The 22,160-nt window shown below is 70.9% G+C and carries 19 protein-coding genes; 13 read left to right on the forward strand and 6 right to left on the reverse strand.

From position 1 onward, the window contains the following. Positions 1 to 102: 102 nt before the first annotated feature. Positions 103 to 1,374 (forward strand): DUF2891 domain-containing protein, encoded by a 1,272-nt coding sequence (locus ABD339_RS02790; RefSeq protein ID WP_344561773.1) that lies wholly within the window; start codon positions 103 to 105, stop codon positions 1,372 to 1,374. A 75-nt stretch (positions 1,375 to 1,449) separates the two neighbouring features. Here the strand turns inward: ABD339_RS02790 and ABD339_RS02795 are convergent, their stop codons facing one another. Both ABD339_RS02795 and ABD339_RS02800 read right to left on the reverse strand, forming a co-directional pair. Next, positions 1,450 to 2,370, reverse strand: coding sequence for an LLM class flavin-dependent oxidoreductase (locus tag ABD339_RS02795; RefSeq protein ID WP_344561775.1), 921 nt, complete (start codon positions 2,368 to 2,370; stop codon positions 1,450 to 1,452). Between the two features lie 131 nt (positions 2,371 to 2,501). Then, on the reverse strand, positions 2,502 to 2,711 hold the full coding sequence (locus ABD339_RS02800) for a ferredoxin (protein WP_344561777.1): 210 nt from the start codon (positions 2,709 to 2,711) through the stop codon (positions 2,502 to 2,504). A 6-nt stretch (positions 2,712 to 2,717) separates the two neighbouring features. Here ABD339_RS02800 and ABD339_RS02805 point away from each other — a divergent pair, with 6 nt between their 5' ends. Further along, a complete protein-coding gene (locus ABD339_RS02805) occupies positions 2,718 to 2,924 on the forward strand; it encodes a hypothetical protein (RefSeq protein WP_344561778.1) in 207 nt (68 codons plus the stop codon). Between the two features lie 35 nt (positions 2,925 to 2,959). Here the strand turns inward: ABD339_RS02805 and ABD339_RS02810 are convergent, their stop codons facing one another. Further along, the gene (locus ABD339_RS02810) at positions 2,960 to 4,747 is read right to left on the reverse strand and encodes an aldehyde dehydrogenase (RefSeq protein WP_344561780.1); all 1,788 of its coding nucleotides are present in this window, start codon (positions 4,745 to 4,747) and stop codon (positions 2,960 to 2,962) included. A 189-nt stretch (positions 4,748 to 4,936) separates the two neighbouring features. On the opposite strand from ABD339_RS02810, the gene ABD339_RS02815 reads away from it, so the two are divergent. The 7 genes from ABD339_RS02815 to ABD339_RS02845 all read left to right on the forward strand — a co-directional run bounded on the left by ABD339_RS02815 (position 4,937) and on the right by ABD339_RS02845 (position 14,518). After that, complete coding sequence (locus ABD339_RS02815) at positions 4,937 to 6,157, forward strand: MBL fold metallo-hydrolase (RefSeq protein ID WP_344561782.1); 1,221 nt, start codon at positions 4,937 to 4,939, stop codon at positions 6,155 to 6,157. A 622-nt stretch (positions 6,158 to 6,779) separates the two neighbouring features. Continuing rightward, positions 6,780 to 8,222, forward strand: coding sequence for an SCO2321 family membrane protein (locus ABD339_RS02820; RefSeq protein ID WP_344561784.1), 1,443 nt, complete (start codon positions 6,780 to 6,782; stop codon positions 8,220 to 8,222). Positions 8,223 to 8,452: 230 nt separating this feature from the next. Continuing rightward, positions 8,453 to 9,169, forward strand: coding sequence for an SCO2322 family protein (locus ABD339_RS02825; protein ID WP_344561786.1), 717 nt, complete (start codon positions 8,453 to 8,455; stop codon positions 9,167 to 9,169). 1 nt (position 9,170) lies between these two features. Then, positions 9,171 to 10,664 (forward strand): CbiQ family ECF transporter T component, encoded by a 1,494-nt coding sequence (locus ABD339_RS02830; protein ID WP_344561788.1) that lies wholly within the window; start codon positions 9,171 to 9,173, stop codon positions 10,662 to 10,664. A 176-nt stretch (positions 10,665 to 10,840) separates the two neighbouring features. Further along, positions 10,841 to 12,493: an ABC transporter ATP-binding protein gene (locus ABD339_RS02835; protein ID WP_425575877.1), complete on the forward strand. Its 1,653-nt coding sequence runs from the start codon at positions 10,841 to 10,843 to the stop codon at positions 12,491 to 12,493. Continuing rightward, positions 12,490 to 13,464 carry an ECF transporter S component gene (locus ABD339_RS02840; RefSeq protein ID WP_344561792.1) on the forward strand — a complete coding sequence of 325 codons (975 nt, stop codon included), beginning with the start codon at positions 12,490 to 12,492 and terminating at the stop codon, positions 13,462 to 13,464. Before ABD339_RS02835 ends, ABD339_RS02840 begins: the two co-directional genes overlap by 4 nt. 445 nt (positions 13,465 to 13,909) lie before the next feature. Continuing rightward, complete coding sequence (locus ABD339_RS02845) at positions 13,910 to 14,518, forward strand: TetR/AcrR family transcriptional regulator (RefSeq protein ID WP_425575862.1); 609 nt, start codon at positions 13,910 to 13,912, stop codon at positions 14,516 to 14,518. A 54-nt stretch (positions 14,519 to 14,572) separates the two neighbouring features. On the opposite strand, the gene ABD339_RS02850 is transcribed toward ABD339_RS02845, so the two are convergent. Beyond that, on the reverse strand, positions 14,573 to 15,259 hold the full coding sequence (locus ABD339_RS02850) for a DedA family protein (protein ID WP_425575863.1): 687 nt from the start codon (positions 15,257 to 15,259) through the stop codon (positions 14,573 to 14,575). 488 nt (positions 15,260 to 15,747) lie between these two features. Here ABD339_RS02850 and ABD339_RS02855 point away from each other — a divergent pair, with 488 nt between their 5' ends. The 3 genes from ABD339_RS02855 (at position 15,748) to ABD339_RS02865 (ending at position 18,629) form a co-directional block, all read left to right on the forward strand. Beyond that, positions 15,748 to 16,842 (forward strand): sensor histidine kinase, encoded by a 1,095-nt coding sequence (locus ABD339_RS02855; protein ID WP_344561796.1) that lies wholly within the window; start codon positions 15,748 to 15,750, stop codon positions 16,840 to 16,842. Next, complete coding sequence (locus ABD339_RS02860) at positions 16,842 to 17,459, forward strand: response regulator transcription factor (protein ID WP_344562307.1); 618 nt, start codon at positions 16,842 to 16,844, stop codon at positions 17,457 to 17,459. Before ABD339_RS02855 ends, ABD339_RS02860 begins: the two co-directional genes overlap by 1 nt. A 447-nt stretch (positions 17,460 to 17,906) precedes the next feature. Beyond that, positions 17,907 to 18,629, forward strand: coding sequence for a chitinase (locus tag ABD339_RS02865; protein WP_344561797.1), 723 nt, complete (start codon positions 17,907 to 17,909; stop codon positions 18,627 to 18,629). Between the two features lie 19 nt (positions 18,630 to 18,648). On the opposite strand, the gene ABD339_RS02870 is transcribed toward ABD339_RS02865, so the two are convergent. Continuing rightward, positions 18,649 to 19,818 (reverse strand): steroid 3-ketoacyl-CoA thiolase, encoded by a 1,170-nt coding sequence (locus tag ABD339_RS02870; protein WP_344561798.1) that lies wholly within the window; start codon positions 19,816 to 19,818, stop codon positions 18,649 to 18,651. A 206-nt stretch (positions 19,819 to 20,024) separates the two neighbouring features. Between ABD339_RS02870 and ABD339_RS02875 the strand changes: the two genes are divergently transcribed. Continuing rightward, a complete protein-coding gene (locus ABD339_RS02875; protein WP_344561800.1) occupies positions 20,025 to 21,263 on the forward strand; it encodes a cytochrome P450 in 1,239 nt (412 codons plus the stop codon). Positions 21,264 to 21,304: 41 nt separating this feature from the next. On the opposite strand, the gene ABD339_RS02880 is transcribed toward ABD339_RS02875, so the two are convergent. Further along, entirely contained in the window at positions 21,305 to 22,078 is a 774-nt protein-coding gene (locus ABD339_RS02880; RefSeq protein ID WP_344562309.1) for an AraC family transcriptional regulator, read from the reverse strand. Positions 22,079 to 22,160: the final 82 nt, after the last annotated feature.

The following is a 22,160-nucleotide window of genomic DNA, read 5'->3' on the forward strand; positions in this document are numbered from 1 at the left end:
GCGTCCCGTACCGGGCGCGAGGTGCCGGGGGCGTCGGGAGCGCGAAGGGTGTCAGGAGTGCCGGGAGTGCCGGGGACGCCGGGGGTCTCGCGTGGAAACGGCGTGCGCGATGATGCGAGCGCCGCTGCCCTCGCGGCGCGCGCTCCCCTCTTCGCGGAACTCGCCCTCACCAACGTCACCCGCGAGTACCCCAACGCGCCCGCTCACCTCATCGCCGACCCCACCGAGTTGGTGCCGCCCCGCACCTACCACCCCGCGTTCTACGGCGCCTACGACTGGCACTCCTCCGTGCACATGCACTGGCTCCTGATCCGGCTGCTGCGCTTGCCGCACCCGCCGCCGGGCCCTGGAGCGGACGCCGCGCAGTCGGCTTCGGCTTCGTCCCCTGCCCAGGCTCCGGGGTGGCGGGAGACCGCCATCCGCACCCTGGAGGCCCACCTGACCGCCGGGGCTCTGGCACAAGAGGCCGCCTACCTCCGCGACCGCCCCTCCTTCGAACGGCCCTACGGCTGGGCCTGGCTCCTGGCGCTCACAAGCGAGAGCACTGCTCTGAGCAGTGAGAGCACCGCTCCGAACGGCGAGAGCAGTGCTCCGGGTTCGGAGCACCCCCCCAAGGCCCGGTACCCGCTCCAGGACGAGAGCACTGCTCTCCCCGCAGTGGCGCGGCGTTGGCGCGAAGCGCTCGCCCCCGCGGCGGCGACGGTCGCGGATCTCGTGCTCGGCTGGCTGCCGAAGGCGACCTATCCCGTACGGCACGGCACACACGCCAACAGCGCGTTCTCGCTGGGGCTCATCCTCGACAGCGCCGAACGTGCGGGGCAGGAGCGGCTGTTGGAGCCTGTGCGGGCGAAGGTCCGGGAGTGGTACGTGCCGGATCATGGTGCCGCCGTGCGCTGGGAGCCCTCGGGGCAGGACTTCTTGTCTCCTGTGCTGTGCGAGGCGGATGTGGTGCGACGGGTGCTCTCGGAGCCGGAGTTCGCGGAGTGGCTGACCCGGTTCCTGCCCGAACTGGACAAGGCCACCGGCGCACACCACGCTGAGGGCGGCCCCGGGAGCGGGAGCAGGAACGGGAACGGGGGCAGGACGGAGCCCGGAACCGAGTGCGACGGGTTCATGCCGCCGCCCCGCATCTCGGACCCGGCGGACCCGCAGATCGGGCACCTCTTCGGGCTCTGCCTCAGCCGGGCCGCCGCGCTGCGCGACCTGGCGGGCGCCCTACCGCCGGACGACCCGCGCATCCCGGTCCTCACCGCATCGGCCGAGGCGAACCTCGATGCGGCGCTGCCGGTGACCGCCTCGGGCGACTTCACCACCGATCACTGGCTGGCGACGTTCGCCACGCTCGCGCTCGACGGCGGAGTCGCCGCCCGCTAGGGCCCGGCCCGGCTTCCGTGTACCGCGCCCGGCGCCCCCGCACACCCGCACGCCCCCACCCCCACAAAGCCCTCGTCAGGGCACCAGCGGGCGGACCTGGTCGGCTGCGAAGCGTACGAAGTTCTCCGGGTCGGGCTCGTCCGCCGTCGGCTGGAGAACGACCGTGTCCGCGCCCGCTTCGGCCACCCGCTGGACGGCCTTGGCGACGGTGGCGGCGTCTCCGGCGACGCCGAGTCCGAGGTCGGGCCGGTGGGCGTGCGCGGTGGCGAGGCCCTCGCGTTCGAGTTCGGCGCGCAGCCGGTGACCGGCATCCGCGCCGGTGGCGGCGTGGAGATAGACCACGACGGTGTGGTGTCCGGTACGTCCGGCCGCCGCGCGCCCCTCGTCGATGAGCCGCCGCGCGGCGCGTACGTCTTCGAGAGTGCTGCTCGCGTCCAGCACGGTGCCGTCGGCGGCCTCGCCGCTCAGCCGCAGTGAGCGCGGTCCACGCGCACCGGCCAGCACCGCGGCGCCCGCGCAGGCGCCCTCGGCCTCGGACCCGCCGGCCTCGGGCGGCCAGTCCAGGGCGACGGCGTCGAGTTTCACGTACCGCCCGTCCACGGACACGCGTTCGCCGCGCAGCAGCGCCCGCATCGCGTTCAGGTGTTCGCGCAGCAGCGTCACGGGGGACTCCGCGCGGGCGCCGGCCTGTCCCATCCAGTCCTGGATCCCGTGGCCGAGGCCCACGGCGAAGCGGCCGGGAAAGAGGCGGCGGAGGGTGGCGGTCTCCATCGCCGTCAGCGCGACGTTGCGCAGCGGGACGGGCAGCAGGCCGATGCCGACCCGCAGCCGTTCGGTCCATGCGAGGGCGGCCGAGGCGGTGGCGATGCCGCTCTCCAGGAAGCAGTCCTCCCACAGCCACAGTTCGTCCAGGCCGGACCGGTCGGCGGCGCGGGCGAAGCCCCGCAGCCGTTCGGGCGCCAACTGGGGTCGGAACACAGCACCAAGGGCAGTCATACACCCGTTCCTACCCGCCTCCTTCCGCGCGGGCAATCACATTCCGGGCCGCTGCCCGCCCAAACGTCCTCCGGAGCCCCCTTTTCCGGGCCGGGCCCTCGGGCCTCAGTCCTCGGACTCAGCCCCCGGACTCAGTCCTCGGGCGGGAAGACCTGCTCGCCCGTCTCCGCGAGGGCGATCGCGATGGCTTCGACGGGGCACCCCTCGGCGGCGGCGAGCACCCCCTCGGAGGGGGCACGGTCAGGGTTCACGGGGCGGGACTGGCGGGCACCGTCCAGGCGGAAGTCGTCCGGCGCCGCCGCCGCACACAGGCCCGACCCGATGCAGACGTCACGGTCCACCTCGACGTGCCAGCGGTCCGGGTCAGGTTGCCGGCCCCGGCCAGGGTCGTGTTCGTGTTCGCCCTCGCTTTCACGTCCACGTCCACGTCCACGTTCACGTCCACGTTCGCGTTCGCGTTCGCGTTCGCGTTCGCGTTCGCGTTCGCGTTCGCGTTCGCGTTCGCGTTCGCGTTCGCGTTCGCGTTCGCGTTCGCGTTCGCGTTCGCGTTCTGATGCTCGTTCGCGGTCACGCTCGCCCATGGCGGCCTTCACGCGTCGGCCGGGAGGTGGATCATCTTGTGCTCCAGATACTCGCCGTAGCCCTCGGGCCCGAACTCCCTGCCGATTCCTGAATTCTTGTAGCCTCCGAAGGGGCCGAGCATGTCGAGGCTGAAAGTGTTGACGGAGTAGGTGCCGGTGCGCACCCGGCGGGCGATGTCTATACCGCGTTCGGTGTCCGCCGTCCACACGCTGCCGGAGAGGCCGTAGTCGGAGTCGTTGGCGATCCGCACGGCCTCCGCCTCGTCCTCGTAGGGCAGGAGGCAGATGACGGGGCCGAAGATCTCTTCGCGGGCCACGCGCATGGAGTTGTCGACATCACCGAAAAGGGTGGGTTCCACATACCATCCGGTGGGCATCGAGTCCGGTTTGCCGCCGCCCGCAAGGATCTTGGCACCTTCCTCCTGGCCGAGCGCGATGTAGTCGAGGGAGCGGCGGCGCTGCCGGTCGGCGACGAGGGGGCCGATCTTGGTTGCCGGGTCGAGCGGGTCGCCGACGGTGAGCGCGTCGGCGGCGGCCTTGAAGCGCTCGGCGATCTCGTCGTAGCGCGAGCGCGGGGCGAGGATGCGGGTCTGTGCCACGCACGCCTGTCCGTTGATCATCCACGCGAACGGGGTGATGCCCGCGACAGCCGCGTCCAGGTCGGCGTCCGGCAGGATGACGGCGGCCGACTTGCCGCCCAGCTCCAGCGTCACACGCGTCAACTGCCGTGCTGCGACCTCCATCACACGCTTGCCCGCCGCCACGGAGCCGGTGAAGGAAACCTTGTCGATGCCCGGATGCCCGACGAGGTACTCGCTCACTTCGCGGTCGGCGGGCAGGATCGAGAGCACTCCCTCCGGCAGTCCGGCCTCGGTGGCGATCTCGGCCAGGAGGTAGGCGTCCAGCGGGGTTTCGGGCGACACCTTCAAAATGGCCGAGCATCCGGTCAGCAGCGCGGGCGCGAGCTTCGCCGCCGCTGTGAACTGCGGGACGTTCCACGGCACCACGCCCGCCACCACCCCCACCGGCTCCCGCCGCACCAGCAGCGGGCCGAGAGCGCCGGCCCTGCGCTCCTCGTAGGGGAAGTCGGCGGCGACCTTCAGCGCCGAGTCCCACACCATCATCGCCGCCAGGGACTGGACCATGACGCCGGAGGTGCAGGGCGTGCCGTTCTGCGCACTGATGAGCCGGGCGAACTCCTCACTGCGCACCGCGAACGCGTCCTTGATACGGGTGACGACCTCGATCCGCTCCTGGAGGCCGCACCCGGACCACACCCCGGAGTCGAAGGCGTCGCGCGCGGCGCGCACAGCGCGGTCCACATCCTCGCGGGAGGCGTGCGGAACGCGCCCGATGGGTTGTTCGCTGTGCGGCGAGACCACCTCGATGGTGTCCTCGCCCGCGGGGTCGCGCAGCGTGCCGCCGATGTAGAGCTGGTGGTGTTCGGTAAACGCAGGGGAGGAGTCGGGGTGAGCGGGGGAGGAGTCGGGGTGAGCGGGGGAGGAGTCGGGGTGAGCGGAAGGGGCGGGTCCGGCGGGGTCGTCCCTGGAGCTCGTGGCGCCCGGGGTGTCGGGGGCCTTCGGGGCCGCCGGGGGGCCGGCGCCGGGGGTGCGGTCCGCGTCAGCTGTGCGGCCGGTGTCGGTGGCTGTGCGGTCTGCGCGGGCTGTGGGGGCCGCGTTGGCTGTGGGGTCTGTGCTGCCCGTGCGGCTTGCGTTGTCTGTGGTGCTGGTGCTGTCTGTGCGGCCCGTGTCATCCATGCGACCTGTGTTGTCCATGCGCTCCGCGTGGTCCGTCATGACCCTGCCTACCTCTCCCGCTCCCGCTGCGCGGGGCTCTCCGGAGTCGGGCAACGTCGCGGTTCTGTGACGCCCGACACTTTCCTGACAGTGCATCAGAACTAGTACCAGTTCTAGTTCTAGGGAACAATGCCTCTGCCGACGCCGCCGTCGGCAGGCCACGCGCACCAACCGGGGGAGCCTCCACAGATGACGAACGCACCGCAGGTCACCGACCACGGCGGCGGGATCTGGAGCATCCCCGTCCCCATACCGGACAACCCACTGGGCCACACCCTCGTCCACGTCGCCGAGACCGACGCGGGCCCCGTCCTGATCGACACCGGCTGGGACGACCCCGACTCCTGGGACACACTCGCCGCCGGCCTCGCCGCGTGCGGCACCTCCGTCACGGAACTGCACGGCGTACTCATCACCCACCACCACCCCGACCACCACGGCCTCTCGGCGCGCGTACGCGAGGAGTCGGGGGCGTGGATCGCCATGCACGCCGCCGACGCCGCGATCGTGCGCCGCACCCGCGACTCGGACCCCGGCCGGTGGCTGAGCTACCTCGCCGGGAAACTGGCCGCCGCCGGGGCACCCGATACCCATACGGCGCCGCTGCGCACCGCACTGGCGGAGGGGCGCACCCGCTCACTCCCCGGCGCGCGCGCCGCGCTGCCGGACCGCGACATCGAGCCCAACGCACTGCTGCCCCTGCCCGGACGGCGACTGCGCGCGATCTGGACACCGGGCCACACGCCGGGCCACGTGTGCCTGCACCTGGAGGAGCGGCACCCGGGGCGGGGCGGCCGGAACCGGGCCCGGGCACAGACGGAAGCCGGGGCGCAGGGAACGGCCGAAGCCCAAGCCGGGGTCAGAGCCGAGGCCGGGGGCTGGAGCGAGGCCGGGGGCAGGAGCGAGGCCGGGAGCGAACTGGCCGGGAGCGGGCGCGAGGCCGGAAGCGGAAGCGAACTGGCCGGAAGCGGGCGGCTGTTCTCCGGCGACCACCTGTTGCCGACGATCACCCCGCACATCGGCCTGTACGAGGACCCCGACAGCGACCAGATCACCGATCCGCTCGGCGACTACCTCGACTCCCTCGAACGGGTCGCCCGGCTGCGGCCCGCCGAGGTGCTGCCCGCGCATCAGTACCCGTTCACCGACGCGGCGGGGCGGGTGGAACAGCTGATCGCTCACCACGCAGAGCGCCTCTCCGACCTGAGAGCACTGCTCTCACAACGCCCGCTCACCCCCTGGCAGCTGGCCGAGACGATGCAGTGGAACCGCCCCTGGGAACAGATCCCCTACGGGTCGCGCAACATCGCCGTCTCCGAAGCAGAGGCGCACCTGCGCCGCCTGGTCAAGCTCGGCCACGCCGAACCCGTCCCCGGCACCGAACCCCTCACCTACCGCGCGACGGGCTGAGGACGCGGAACGGGAGGGAGGCGGGAGAACGGGAGGGAGACGGGGAACGGGAGAGAAGCGGGGAACACAGGTGAGCCGGAGGCGGGCGGGAGGGAGAGGCCGCCGCCGGGCCCGTCCGCACGTTCGGGCTACAGTGGCGGACAGACAAACAACGCCTCCAACCGGGGGAAGCCGGTGCGAATCCGGCGCTGACCCGCAACCGTGAGCGGACCGCCGACCACCGCCGACCGCCCGTACCCGTCGTACGGACAGCGGCGCGGCATCCGCGAGCCGGAGCACCCGGACCGAGGCGGGCTCCTGTGGCCGTCCCGCCGCATCGCCGCCGTACAGCCGCACCGCGTACGCGACCCACACGCCGCGTACACAGTGCGTCACGTACACAGTGCGTCACGTATGCGTGCGTCACGTATGCGTGCGTCACGTATGCGTGCGTCACGTATGCGTGCGCCCGCACACATACGCACGTACGGCGACAGCGCGGCGGGCCGGATCACCGGCACCGTCGAGGTCTACGGAGCCGAGCCCGGTGCGCCGTAGCGTGGAATTCCGGAGTTCCGGAAGCCCGCGCGACGGGGTGGCCGTGCACGGCTGCGGCCCGCTCACGTCACCGAAAGGCACCCGCATGTCACCGCGCCGCCGCCACTGCGCCACGGCCCTTGCCGCCGCCACCGTGCTCTGTGCGACAGCCGCACCCGTGGCATCCGCACAGCCGTCCACAGCCACCGCCTCCGCTGCGACTTCCGCAACCTCCGTCACCTCCACCAAGGCGGACAAGGCAGGCAAAGCAGGCAAATTGCCGAACGGGCTCTACGGCGAGGCGGATCCGAAGTACGACGGCGTGTGGCGGCAGTCGATGGCGCTGCTGGCACTGGATGGCGCCGGGGCCGTTCCGGCGAAGAAGGCGGTGGACTGGCTGACCGGTCAGCAGTGCGAGGACGGCTCCTTCACCGCCTACCGTCCCGATGCCGGGGACCCGTGCGACGCGAAGAAGACGCCCTCGGACATCAACGCCACCACGCTCGCCGTACAGGCGCTGGCCGCGGTGGGCGGGCGCGGCGCGGAGGTCGGCAAGGCCGTGGACTGGCTGAAGTCGGCCCAGGGCAAGGACGGCGGATGGGGCTACGCGCCCGGCAGCCCCTCGGACGCCAACTCCACCTCCCTCGCCATCGGAGCGCTGCACGCGGCCGGCGAGAACCCGAAGCGGGTCACCACCGGCGGCGGAACCCCGTTCGACGCGCTGCTGTCCTTCCAGCTCACCTGCGGGACGAAGGGGATCGAGGACGCGCCGGGCGCACAGGGCGCCTTCGCCTACCAGCCGGACAAAAAGGACCGGCTCGCCCCCAACGACGACGCCACCGCCGCCGCCTCGCTCGCCGGCCTGGGCGAAGGCATCCTGGTCGAGCCGCTGGACAAGAACCACAAGAGCGCACCCGTAACTCCCCTGAAGTGCGCGACGGCCGACGAGGACTCCGACGAGAAGGGGACCGCCAAGGGAGCCGACAGCAAGACGGACACCAAGGGCGACGACAGCGAGAAAGGCGACGGCAAGGGGAGCGCGACGGGCGACCCCGGGCAGGCGGCGGGCGCCGGGGCCGCGTACCTGGCCTCCACGCTCAAGAAGAACGGCGGCCACCTCACCGCCCCGCTCCCGGGCTCCAAGAAGCAGCAGCCCGACTACGCGAACACCGCAGACGCCGTCATCGCACTGGCCGCCGGAGGCCACCGCACCGAGGCCGGCGCCTCGTTGAAGTGGCTCTCGGAGAACCTCGGCAAATGGGACAAGGCCGAGAACGACCCCGCCGCCATCAGCTCCCTCATGCTGGCCTCGCGTGCTACCGGCGGCGACCCCACCAAGCTCGGCAGCACCAACCTCCTCACCCGTCTCAACAAGACGGGCCCGGCGCCCGCCCAGATGCCCGCCTCCCACCAGTCCGACAGCTCTGACGACGCGAGCAAGGACGACGGGACCACCATCCCCGTCTGGGCGTTCATCATCGTCGGCCTCGCCGTCGGCGCGGGCTTCGGCATCCTGCTGAGCGGTCGCCGCAAGAGGCAGCAGCTGTGAGAACAACCCGCCGCGCGACGACGCTGTCCCTCGCCGCCCTCGCCCTCACCCTGTTCCTGCCCCTCTCCCCCGCCCTGGCGCAACCGACCGCCCTGGCGCAATCGACCGCCCCGGCGCAATCGACCCCCCTCGCGCCATCGGCCGCGGCACAGTCGGCCACCGCGTCGTCGGCCACCGCCCGATCGAGCACTGCGCGGACGATGGCCGCCCGATCGGTCAAGGCACGACCAGTGGCCGCCCGACCGGTTACCGCGCGGACGGTCGCCACGCGGACGGCGGTGGCACGGAGCGGCTACCGCTACTGGTCCTTCTGGCAGCGGACAGAGCGCGGCTCCTGGGCGTACGCGACCCAGGGCCCGGCCGTTCTGCGTCCCGACGACGGTGAAACCCTCGGCTTCCGCTTCGCCCTGAGCGGCGACTCGCGGGACGCCGAACAACCGCGCGGCACCACGGACTTCGCCGCCGCCTGCGCCCACACCCCCGAGAAGTCCGGCAGCAAACGCGTCGCCATCCGTATCGACTTCGGTACCCGCGCCGACGCCCCCGAAGGCGAGCCGAAGCCTCCGCCCGGGCCCCGCACCGAGTGCGCCCGCGTAGACGACTCCGCGTCCGCCGCCGACGCCCTCGCCGCCGTAGCGGCCCCGCTCCGGTACAACTCCGGCTCTTTCCTCTGCGCCATCACCCGCTACCCCACCCAGGGCTGCGGCGAGCAGGCCAGGAGCGGGGAGTCCGGGGGGAAGCGGAACGGCGCGGGGAACACGACCGGCGGCGGCAAGGGGGGCGACGGCGACCAGGGACAAGACGGGGGTACCAGTGGAAAGGGAGACGCGGGTGACAAGAGTGACGGCGACCCGCTGTCCACCGGCCTCGGCGTGACCGGCGGCATCGCCGCCGTGGCCGTACTCGGCGCCGCAGCCCTCTGGCAGGCCCGCCGCCGAAGGCGCTGACATGCGCGCCCGCTCCAAAACGAGAGCCCCGCTCACAGTCGTGCGAGCGGGCCGGCCGGCGCGTTCCACAACGAGAGCACCGCTCACAGAAAGAACACTGCTCTCGGCGACAGAAGGAGCACCGCTCTCGGAAAGAGCACCGCTCACAGAAAGAACGCTGCTCTCGATAAGAGCACTGCTCTCGAAAAGGGCACCACTCTCGACGCGGAGCACCGCTCTCCATTCGGGCGCGTGGTGGCTCTGGGCACTCGGGCTGGCCACCGCCGCATCCCGCACCACCAACCCCCTCCTCCTCGCCCTGCTGATCGTGGTGGCGGGCTATGTCGTCGCAGTCCGGCGTACCGACGCCCCCTGGGGACGCTCCTACACGGCGTTCCTGAAGCTGGGCGTTCTCGTCCTGGTCATCCGCCTCGTCTTCGCCTTCTTCCTCGGCTCCCCCATCCCCGGCAGCCATGTGATCGCCGACCTGCCCGAGGTACCGCTGCCCCGGTGGGCACAGGGTGTACGGATCGGGGGACGGGTCACGGTCGAGGGCATGGTCTTCGCCCTGTACGACGGACTCAAGCTGGCCACGCTCCTCATCTGTGTCGGCGCGGCCAACGCACTGGCCAATCCGGCGCGCCTGCTCAAGTCCCTCCCCGGCGCGCTCTACGAGGCGGGAGTGGCAGTGGTGGTGGCCATGACGTTCGCGCCGAACCTGGTCGCGGATGTCCGCCGGCTGCGCGCCGCACGGCGGCTCCGGGGGCGCGGGGATCGCGGTCTGCGCGGGGTACTGCAAGTCGGACTCCCCGTACTTGAGGGCGCGTTGGAGCGTTCGGTCGCGCTCGCGGCGGCCATGGACGCCCGCGGTTACGGGCGCACAGCACACGTGCCGCCCGCCATCCGGCATACGACCACCGCCTTGACCCTCGGCGGACTACTGGGCGTATGCGCGGGAACCTACGGGCTGCTGGCCGCCGAAGGTGCCGGCTTCGGACTGCCCGTTCTGTCCACAGGGCTCGCACTGGCCCTCGCCGGACTGTGGCTCGGCGGCAGAAGGGCGACCCGTACGCGATACCGCCCCGACCGCTGGGGCGTGCGCGCCTGGCTCGTCTCGGCCTCGGGCGCCGCCGTCGCCATACTCATGATCACGGCGGCCGGCGCCTACCCGGACGCCCTCCACCCCCCGGCGGTACCGCTCAGCGCCCCGGCCTTCCCCCTGTGGCCGGCGGCGGCCCTGCTCCTCGGCCTCATCCCCGCCCTGGCAGCCCCCGCTCCCCCGCCTCCGGGCGCCGGTACACCCGCACCCACACCAGGCCCGTCATCCCGGCCCCGGGGCGAACTGGCCGGCCAACCCCCACAGTCCGCCCCCTCCGCACAGCCGGGACCCGGCCGAACGGAGCACCACACGGACACCCCGGCACGGAGATCCGCTCCCCGCGGCCGGGTATCCGCCCCTCACCGGGGGCCGGAAGCACTCCGAGGCCGACAGCACGACGAGGAGCCCTCACAGTGATCACCTTCGACCACGTCACGGTCACCTACGAGGACACCACCCCCGGCCCCCGCACCACCCCACGCACCCCGGCCGGGCAGCCGAACCCGGCAGCAGCCCCGCCTCCCCCGGCGGGCCCCACGAACCCGGCGGCCCCGCCGCCTCTCGCTCCTGCCCTCCCACTCGTCGACGCGCACATCCCCGAAGGGGAACTGTGCCTGCTGATCGGCCCCAGCGGAGCCGGGAAATCCACATTGCTGGGGACCGTTTCAGGGCTCGTCCCCCACTTCACAGGCGGCACCCTGCACGGCAGGGTGACCGTCGCCGGACGTGACACCCGCACCCACAAACCCCGCGAACTCGCCGACCTCGTCGGCACCGTGGGCCAAGACCCCCTCGCCCACTTCGTCACCGACACCGTCGAGGACGAACTGGCCTACGGCATGGAATCACTGGGCCTCCCACCCGCGACAATGCGCCGCCGCGTCGAGGAAACCCTCGACCTCCTCGGCCTCAACGAACTGCGCGACCGGCCCATCGCCACCCTCTCCGGCGGCCAGCAACAGCGCGTCGCCATCGGCTCCGTACTCACCCCGCACCCCAAGGTCCTCGTCCTGGACGAGCCGACCTCGGCACTGGACCCACCCGCCGCCGAAGAGGTACTGGCCGTCCTGCAACGGCTCGTCCACGACCTGGGCACCACCGTTCTGATGGCCGAACACCGGCTGGAGCGCGTGGTGCAGTACGCGGACCAGGTCCTTCTGCTGCCTTCCCCGGGGGGCTCCCCCTCCCCCTCCCCGACCCCGCCCCCCTCCGCCCGGCTCGGTGAACCCGCGGCGCTGCTGGCCGTCTCACCTGTGCGGCCACCCGTGGTCGAGCTGGGGCAACTCGCCGGCTGGGACCCGCTGCCGCTGTCCGTACGGGATGCCCGGCGACGAGCTGCCACTCTCAGGGAACACCTGGCAACCCGTACGCCCAAGCCCCCCAGCAAGCCCAGCGCACACCCCGGCGCGACCCTCCCCGCCCCCGGACCTGTCCCTGCCTCCGCCTCTGTCCCTGAGACCACTCACCGGACCTCCACACCGGGTGGCCCAAAGGGTGCGGTGCTCGCCGAGGTGTCACGGCTCACTCTGGTACGCGACCGCATCACCGCCCTCCGCGAGGTGACGCTCACGCTCAGCGCCGGCGAGACAGTTGCACTCATGGGCCGCAATGGAGCGGGCAAATCCACCCTGCTGAACACCCTGGTAGGGATGCACCGGCCCACCTCCGGCCACGTCACCGTCGGCGGAAACGCTCCCCACCGCACCCGGCCCGCCGAACTTCTGCGGTACGCCGGTCTCGTGCCGCAAGAGCCGCGCGACCTGCTCTACGCCGACACAGTGGCCCGCGAGTGCCAGTCCGCCGACGCGGACGCGGGCGCCGCTCCGGGGACTTGCCGCGCGCTGGTCTCACGTCTGCTTCCGGATATCCCCGACACCACTCACCCCCGTGATCTGTCCGAGGGCCAACGTCTGACCCTCGCGCTGTCGATCATCCTTACCGCCCGGCCACCGCTCCTGCTTCTGGACGAGCCCACCCGAGGACTGGACTATGGGGCCAAAGCACGGCTGATCGCGCTGCTCCGCGAACTCGCTGCCGAAGGCCATGCCGTCGTCCTGGCCACCCACGACGTCGAACTCGTCGCGGAGATCGCACACCGCGTGGTGATCCTCGCCCAGGGCGAGCCCGTTGCGGACGGCCCCACCGAAGAGGTCATCACCTCCTCCCCTGCCTACTCCCCACAGGTCTCCAAGATTCTCGCCCCGCAGCCCTGGCTGACCGTCAGCCAGGTGAGGGAGGCACTATGACCTCCTCCAGCTCCGCTTCATCCCCTTCCTCTGCTGTCAGGGCCGTCCGTCTGGGGCCCCGGTCCATCACTGCGCTGGCACTCACCAGCGCGGCGGGAATCGTCGCGTTCGCCTGGCCGCTGCTGGCCGACGAGACCTCTGGCTTGGCCCATTCCCAGGACGCCCCCTGGCTCTTCGCCGCACTTCTCCCCCTTCTGCTGGCAGTCGCCGTGGCGACCGTTTCGGACACCGGACTGGATGCCAAAGCCGTCGCGACGCTGGGCGTCCTGGCCGCGGCCGGCGCCGCCCTGCGCCCCCTGGGGGCGGGTACCGCCGGGCTGGAGCCGATGTTCTTTCTGATGGTGCTGTCAGGCCGGGTGCTGGGGCCCGGCTTCGGGTTCGTGCTCGGCGCGCTGTCGATGTTCGCCGGGGCCCTTCTCACTGGTGGGGTCGGCCCCTGGATGCCGTTCCAGATGCTGACCATGGGCTGGGTGTCCATGGGGGCCGGCCTGCTGCCCGCGCCCGCAACCTTGCGCGGGCGTCGCGAACTCCTTCTGCTGGCCGCCTACGGCGCTGTCTCCTCCCTGCTCTACGGGGCGATCATGAACCTTCAAGGGTGGCCGTACATAGGGGGTTTGGGGTCTGGTATCTCGTTTGTGCCGGGTGACTCGCTGCGCGAGAACCTTCCCCGCTTTGCCGCCTACGTCCTTGCCACCTCGCTCGGGTGGGATGTCCCCCGCGCGCTGCTCACCATCGTTCTCACGGTTTCGCTGGGGGGCACCGTCCTGCGAGCACTGCGCCGGGCTACCCGCCGCACTGCCTTCGACGCCGAGCCAGTTTTCGATCCGGGACCGGCCGTTGTTGTCTCGCCGGCCTTCGATGACTCTCCCGCTGTGGACGCCATATCCGCCTCCGAGCCCGTGATGGGCGGGCCCGTCGATCGGGGCGGAGCCGCTGCCGGACGGCAGGAGCCCGGGAGCGGCAGCGTGTGAGAGGGAGGCGGCATCTAGGAAGCGGCCCCCCACTTGGAGGGGGATGAGTCTCGAGGCGAGGCGGCAGTCGACGGTGAGCGACGCTGATGACAGGGCGCTGATTCAGCGGTCAGCTGTGGACAGGCCCCGCGAACGGCTCACTCGGCCGGTGTCGATCTCAGGCGGCTGCGGATATCCACCGACGCCCGGACAGGCGTCGAACCGGCAGTGTGGGCGGCCCGGTCCGGTGCGATGCGCCGACGAAGACCGGGGCCGCAAGCGGCCCGGTCTTCGTCGGTTCGCCCGAGCGTGTCCAGCGCGATGCTCCGTGCTTGGCCATGCTCAGTCCCCCGTTCGATCCCCGTTGTGGCCACAGAGAACGAGCGTTCTCTCGACCAGGTCGAGCGTATCGTAGAGAACGTTGGTTCTCAAGGGTTGGGGAGATCGGGGAACGATGGACGCCGAAATGACGGTCGAGACAAAGGTGTTGAGCGCCGCCGACGCGCTCTTCTACCAACATGGTGTGCAGGCCGTGGGGATGGACCGCATCCGAGATGCCTCCGGTGTCCCGCTCAAGCGGATCTACCAGTGCTTTCCGTCCAAAGGGGCGCTGGTCGAGGCGTATTTGAGGCGACGTGACCGCTGGGCGCGCACCGCGCTGGAGGAGCATGTGGCGCGCCATACGGGCTCCGAGGAGCGGCTGCTGGCGGTCTTCGACTGGCTCTACGACTGGTTCGACGGGCCGAACTTCCACGGCTGCGCGTTCATAAACGCTTTCGGCGAGCTGGGCTCCGGGTCGCAAGGAGTGGCCGATGCTGTACGCGACCACAAAGCGGCCGTGCACCAGTATTTGCGCACCCTCACGCATGAGACCGGGGCCGCCGAACCGGAGGGCCTGGCCGCACAGTTGGTCCTTCTGCTCGACGGCGCCATGAGCACCGCCTCGATCACCGCCTCCCCCGCCCCCGCCCGTCAGGCACGCGCCGCCGCCCGGACCCTGTTGAACGGAGCGAGCGCTGCGACAGCCGTCACAGATGACAGCTCGCCCCAGATCGCAGATGCCCAACAGGTATGAGCCAACTCGGCCCGGTCGCCGTAGCGGGCCCGCTCTCCGGCAGCTGCCCCTTCGCTACCTTCTCGGCTTCCCCGACCTGCGGGCGCCGGTGCCGCGGGTGAGGCGGTAGGCGAGGAAGAGCACAAGCGCGAGCGCCACGAAGGCAAGAACCCCCTTGGAGTAGAGGGACACAAGGTCTGTGACCTCTTGCCAGCGCTCGCCCAGCGCGTATCCGGCGAGAACGAACAGGGAGTTCCATATCAGGCTGCCGAGGGTCGTCAGGCCGACGAAGGCGGGAAGCGGCATGCGTTCGCCGCCGGCGGGGACGGAGATCATGCTGCGGAAGATGGGGATCATCCGGCCGAAGAAGACGGCCTTGGTGCCGTGCTTGGCAAACCACCGCTCCGTCTTCTCGATGTCGGAAGCCTTCACCAGCGGTATGCGGTTGGCGAGCGCGACGGTGCGGTCACGGCCGAGGAGCCCGCCGACGGCATAGAGGGCGAGCGCGCCGACGAGGGAACCTGTGGTGGTCCAGATGAGGACGGCGACGAGGCTGAGACTGCCCTTGCTGGCGGTGAACCCGGCCAACGGCAGGATGACTTCGCTGGGCAGCGGCGGAAAGAGGTTTTCCAGGGCTATGGCGAGACCGGCGCCGAGGGCGCCGAGCGATTCCATGAGCCCGGCGGCCCAGCCGGCGACGCCGCTGAGGCGGGGCTCGCCGGAGGACAACGCGGTGGAGGACGCGGATGCGAGAGCGATCATGCCTAAAAGGTACGAGCGCTCGCGCCGCCCAGGTAATCCAGGCAGCCCCCGTAAACCATGCGGTTTTCCGCAGTACGCCTCGGCACGGGCGGCGGCTAACGTTCTCGTTCATGCATATGTCTCAGCGACTGTGGTCGCGGTTCGGCCTGCCGGGAGGTGGTCGGCCGTCTAGCGGCTGGTCACCGGCCCGTCGGCTATTGGCCTGCCCGCGGCGCGTCCGCTGGTCGTATGCCCGCTGTTCGCCAGGTCGCCGGCGGCGTGCCTGCCGGCCGCCGGGGCAGTGGCGGAGTGCGCGCTGGCCGCGCACCTCCCTCGGCCTGCTCCTGGGTTTCGTGACCGCGCTGGGAGCGTGCGGATACCTTCTCCTGGCCGCCGCGTGGCCGCGCGCACGAGCGTCCGCGCCCCGGCTGGCGGAGATGGAACGGCGCCGTATCGCGCGTTGCTACGACGTCGAGCTTGGCTCGGTACCAAGGCGTACAAGCCGTGTGATGGTGTACCTGGCGCTGCGCACCGGGCCGGGTCTGCTGGGTGCCGCTGTGCTGGTGGTGGTCGCGCTGGGCATGGTGTCCGGGACGTTTTTTGTGTGGGGCTGGTTCGTACTGGCGCGGCTGGAGAATCCCGGCGATGTGCTGCTGTCCGCCTGCGGCGGGGTGTTCCTGCTGTTTCTCGCGGTGCAGGGCGTGTACGGGGTGGCTGTGTGGGAGACGGCGCTGGCGCGGCGGTTTCTGGGGCCGGACGGGCGGGAGGCGCTGGAGCGGCGGATCGGGGAGCTGGCCGCGACCCGGGCGGGGGTGGTGGAGGCGGTGCACGTGGAACGACGCCGCATAGAACGGGATTTGCACGACGGGGTACAGCAGCGGCTGGTGGCGCTCGCACTGATATTGGGCCGCGCTCGGCGCGCGGCGGCGCAGTCGGAGAAGTCAGAGACGCTGCTTCGGCAAGCTCACGAGGAGTCTCAACTGGTGCTGGAGGAACTGCGAGAGGTGGCGTGGCGGGTGTATCCGGCGATGCTGGACGAGGGAGGGCTGCGGGCCGCGCTGGAGACGGTGGCGGAACGCGCAGAGGCAGGAGGAGGTGTGCTGGTCGTGCCGATCGTGGAGTTGTGGGAGGAGCCGCCGCCGACGGTGCGCGCGGTGGCGTATTTCGTGGCGGCGGAGGCGGTGACCAACGCGGTCAAGCACGCGGGGGCGACCCGCGTCGAGGTGGAGGTGACCGCGTACGGAGTTGCCGACGCCCTCCAGGAAGGAAGTAGCTCAGCTCTGCACGCGGAGGCTCCGTTGGGGTCCGGGGTCCATGCCGCAGCCAGGGCCCGGGCCGGAGCCAACGCCTGTGCTGGGGCCGGAATGTGTGCCGCGGCGGGGGTTCGCAGTGGGGCCGGCGCCGTTCCCGTTGCCGGGTTCGCCGCGCCCGGTCCCGGGAGTCTGAGGGTGGTGGTCAGGGACGACGGGTGCGGAGGTGCTGACGCGGCGGGCAGTGGGCTGTTGGGGCTGGCGCAGCGGGTGGCGGCGCTGGATGGCCGGTTCACAGTTGTCTCTCCGCGGGGCGGGCCCACGGTGATCACCGCGGAGCTGCCGTGCGCGTGATGGTGGCCGACGATTCGACGCTGCTGCGGGAGGGGCTCGCGATGCTCTTGGCAGACGAGGGACACGAAGTGACGGCGTCGGTGGGGGACGCGGAAGCGCTTCTCACGGCCATGGAGCAGGATCCGCCGCAAGTGGCGGTGGTTGATGTGCGGATGCCGCCGACCCATACGGACGAGGGGGTGCGGGCCGCGTTGAAGATCCGGGCGCGCTGGCCGCATACGGGCGTTCTCGTGCTGTCGCAGTACGTGGAGCGCCGTTACGCAGCCGAGTTGCTCTCCTCGCCCGAAGGTGGCGTGGGCTATCTGCTGAAGGACCGGGTCGCGCAGGTCGAGGAGTTCCTCGATGCTCTGGAGCGCGTGGGGTCGGGTCGTACCGCGTTGGATCCGGAGGTGGTGCGGCGCCTGTTGTCGGAGCGGCTGTCGCCGCGCGAGCACGAGGTGGTGGCTGCCATGGCCGAGGGCCACACCAATGCGGCCATCGCCGGAAAGCTGCATCTGTCGCTCAGCACAGTCGAGAAGTATGTGAATGCCGTCTTCACGAAGCTGGGCGTGTCCGCCTCGGCCGGGTACAGCCGTCGGGTGCTGGCGGTACTGCGGTATCTGGACCTCCGTCCATGACCGGCCCACCGTCGGAACGCCCGCCCGGGTTGGCTGTGTTGGCAAACCTGGTTGTGTCGGCGGCGTCGGCCGGGTCGTCCGAGCCGGCTGTGTCGGCGGCTGTATTACGGGGTCGGCGAACGGCGCTTCAGGGCCCCGCAGAGGGTCCAAGGCTCGACCGTTCGTCGGCTGTTCGCCCCCGTTCGTGGGCGACAATCAATCGGCCCGCTGGCTGGTCGGACGGTCACCACCCATTGGCACGCCGGTTGCGTGGCGCCGCCCCCTCCCCCCCCCAGGTGGCATTCCGCGTCCGGCTTCCATTGGGCATGGCCGAAACGGGGTGGGGGCAGGCCCCGTTGCAGGCTCGCACCCAACCCAACTAATGGTCTGTACCAATACCCTCCCGGGGTCGTATCCTCTCCGCGCCGGGTGTCGGTCGTGTCGGTCGACGCGTTCTGGAGGATGCACATGCGCAGAAGACGTATGCCGGGGCTGATTCTGGTCGTGCTGGCCACGCTGACCGGACTGCTGGTCGGCGCCGGGAGTGCCACCGCCGAGCAAGGACGCGGCGAGGGCGAGCGGTTCGTGGTGAGTGAGCGGCAGTTCGAGCGGATGTTCCCCGACCGGGACCCGTTCTTCACCTACGAAGGGCTCGTCGAGGCGACAAAGGAATACCCCCGGTTCGCCCACACCGGGCCGCGTGCGATGCGGGCACGGGAAGCCGCCGCGTTTCTCGCGAACGTCAGCCACGAAACGGGCGCACTGCGCTACGTCACCACCCAGGTGCCCCCGGCCGACACCTGTGACGAGACCAAGCCGTACGGCTGCCCGGCCGGGGAGGGCGCCTACTACGGGCGTGGCGCGATCATGCTGAGCTGGAACTTCAACTACAAAGCGGCAGGCGATGCCCTCGACCTGGACCTGCTGGGCAACCCCTCGCTCGTCGAAGAGGACCCGAAGGTCGCCTGGGCCACCGCGCTGTGGTACTGGAACACGCAAAAAGGCCCCGGCAGGATGACCGGCCACCGGGCGATGGTGCGCGGCTACGGCTTCGGGGAGACGATCCGGTCGCTGAACGGGCCCAACGAGTGCGGTGGCGCCAACCCGGACCAGATGCGGCACCGTGTGACGCTGTACGTCGGTTTCGCCCGCGAACTCCACACCCGGCCCGGCCACGGACTCACCTGTTAGAGGCACGCCCCGGCCGGGCTCACAACCGCTGCATGATCGTGGCCGTGGACAGTGCACCGCCCGCGCACATCGTGACGAGGGCGAACTCCTTGTCGCGCCGCTCCAGTTCGTGCAGTGCCGTGGTGATCAGGCGGGCGCCGGTGGCGCCGACGGGGTGGCCGAGGGCGATGGCCCCGCCGTTCACGTTCACCTTCGCCAGGTCCTGCTCGAAGACCTGCGCCCAGGAGAGCACGACGGAGGCGAACGCCTCGTTGACCTCCACAAGGTCGATGTCCTTGAGCGACATCCCGGCCTTGCCGAGCACCGCGCGGGTGGCGTCGATCGGCCCGTCCAGGTGGAAGTGCGGGTCGGCGCCGACCAGTGCCTGCGCGACGATCCTGGCGCGGGGCCGCAGCTTGAGCGCCCTGGCCATGCGCTTGGAAGCCCACATGACGGCGGCGGCGCCGTCGGAGATCTGTGAGGAGTTGCCCGCGGTGTGCACGGCCGCCGGCATGACGGGTTTGAGCCCGGCCAGCCCCTCCATGGTCGTATCGCGCAGCCCCTCGTCGCGGTCCACATAGCGCCACATGCCCTGGCCCGCGGCCTGCTCCTCCTCCGTGGTGGGGACCTGCACGGCGAACGTCTCGCGTTTGTAGCGCTCTTCGGCCCAGGCGGTGGCGGCCCGCTCCTGGGACAGGAGGCCGAGGGAGTCGACGCGCTCACGGGTGAGTCCGCGAGCGCGCGCGATGCGCTCGGCGGCCTCGAACTGGTTGGGCAGATCGACGTTCCACTCATCGGGCCAGGGCTTGCCGGGGCCGTGCTTGGAGCCGCTGCCCAGCGGCACGCGTGACATGGCCTCGACTCCGCAGCCGATGCCGATGTCGATGACCCCGGCGGCGACCATGTTGGCGACCATGTGGTTGGCCTGCTGGGAGGAGCCGCACTGGCAGTCGACGGTGGTCGCGGCCGTCTCGTAGGGGAGCCCGACGGCAAGCCAGGCGTTGCGGGCGGGGTTCATGGACTGTTCACCCGCGTGGGTGACGGTGCCGCCGACGATCTGCTCGACGCAGTCGGCGTGGATGCCGGTGCGGCCGAGGAGTTCGCGGTAGGTCTCCCCCAGCAGGTAGGCGGGGTGCAGATTCGCGAGCGCGCCTGCGCGCTTGCCGATGGGGGTGCGTACCGCTTCGACGATGACGGGTTCGGCGGCCATGAGTCGTCCTCTCCAGCCCAACTAGTACGCGTTCTAGTTCTTGAAACAGTCTTATGAGCCCCGCGCCCGCCGCGCAAGGGGGCGTGCACGAGTCCGACGCGTCTTCCGCGCACAAGAACCGCCTACGTGACCCTTGCCACTTGTAGAACCCGTTACTACCTTCAGGGCAATTCTGATGGGCCGTCAGACCTGGAGTGGAGCTGCCGATGTCCTCCTGCCCCGCGCTGCCCGAAGGGTTCGACTTCACCGACCCGGATGTCTACGAACAGCGCGTACCCGTACCGGAGTTCGCCCTCATGCGGGAGACGGCCCCGGTGTGGTGGAACAGGCAGCCGCGCGGCCTGGCCGGTTTCGCGGACGACGGCTACTGGGTGGTCACACGGCACGCCGACGTGAGGGAGGTCTCCATCCACCCGGAGATCTACTCCTCCAACGTGAACACCGCCATCATCCGCTTCAACGAGCACATGAGCCGCGACCAGATAGACGTGCAGAAGCTGATCATGCTGAACATGGATCCGCCGGAACACACCCGGGTCCGCCAGATCGTGCAGCGCGGCTTCACTCCACGGGCCATCCGCGCCCTGGAGGAGACGCTGCGCCGGCGTGCGGCGAGGATCGTCGAGGGCGCGAAGGAGCGGGGCAGCGGGGACTTCGTCACCGACATCGCCGTCGAACTCCCCCTCCAGGCCATCGCCGAACTGATCGGCGTCCCCCAGGAGGACCGCTCCCGCATCTTCGACTGGTCGAACAAGATGGTCGCCTACGACGACCCCGAGTACGCGATCACCGAGGAGGTCGGCGTCCAGTCGGCCGCCGAACTGATCTCCTACGCGATGACCATGGCCGAAACCCGCAAGGAATGCCCCGCCAAGGACATCGTCAGCCAGCTCGTCGCGGCCGAGGGCGAAGGAAACCTCAACTCCGACGAGTTCGGCTTCTTCGTGATCCTCATGGCCGTCGCGGGCAACGAGACCACCCGCAACGCCATCAGCCACGGCATGCACGCCTTCCTCACACACCCCGACCAGTGGGAACTCTTCCGGCGCGAGCGGCCCGGCACCGCGGCAGAGGAAATCGTACGGTGGGCCACCCCCGTCGTCTCCTTCCAGCGCACCGCCACCCAGGACACCGAACTGGGCGGACAGAAGATCTCCGCCGGAGAGCGCGTCGGGATCTTCTACTCCTCCGCCAACAACGACCCCGAGGTCTTCGAGGAGCCGGACTCCTTCGACATCACCCGCGACCCCAACCCCCACCTGGGCTTCGGCGGCGGCGGACCCCACTTCTGCCTCGGCAAGAACCTCGCCGTCCTGGAGATCAACCTCATCTTCAACGCCATAGCCGACCTCGTGCCGGGCATCGCGCTCGCAGGCCCGCCCCCGCGCAGACTCCGCTCCGCCTGGATCAACGGCATCAAGGAACTGCGCGTCAGCTACGCCTGACGCCGGAGCTGCGAGTACGTCAAGGCAGCGACAGCAGGAGGTCAGGCACGCGCGTAGGCGCCCGGAGTGATGCCGTAGGAACGCACGAACCACCGGTGCATGTGGCTCTGGTCGGCGAACCCGCACACCGCCGCGGCCTCCGCTGGTGTACCGCCCGCCGCGATCATCCGCCGGGCGGCGCGCAGCCGCAGCTGACGCTGGAAATCGCTGGGCGGCATGCCCACCTCGGCGCGGAAGGCACGGTAGAGGGCGAAGCGGCTGCATCCGGCGGCCTCGGCGAGCCGGTCGGCCGGAATCTCCACCGCCCAGTCGGCCTCCAGCAGTTCACGGGCCCGGCGCACCGAAGCGGACCCCGCGCGCGCCGCGGCGGGGCGCACCGGAGTGCGGGCCCCGCGCCGCACCATGGCCAAAACCGTTTCCGTCAGCCACTCATCACGCGCCAGTGCCCCCGCCGCCGCACCCCCCACAAGCGCCGCGTGGAGCCGCAGCAGCGCGTTCCGCAGCACCGGGTCCACCCGCACCGGGTGCGGGAACAGCGGCATCGGGGCATCCCGGCCCGCCGCGTCGGTGAGTACGGAGCGGACGAGTCCGGGGCCCAGATGCACGATGCGGTAGGTGAAACCGTCGGCCACGGCGGACTCCCCGTCGTGCGGGTCGTCCGGGTTGAAGGCCATCACCATGCCCTCGGCGCTGGTGTGATCCCCGCCACGGCAGCGGAAGCGCTGCGCGCCGGTCTCGGTGACCGCGAAGGAGTAGGCGTCGTGGCTGTGCCGGTGGAAGACGTGCCCGGTGAAATGCGCACGCATGGCCTCCATCGGCCGGTCCGGATCGCGCCAGTAGCGCACCCAGTCCCCATCGGCGGATCCGTCAGCGGACCCGTCAGCGGCCTCGCCGCCC

Origin of the sequence: Streptomyces axinellae, assembly GCF_039532135.1 — a bacterium.
GTDB lineage: Bacteria > Actinomycetota > Actinomycetes > Streptomycetales > Streptomycetaceae > Streptomyces > Streptomyces axinellae.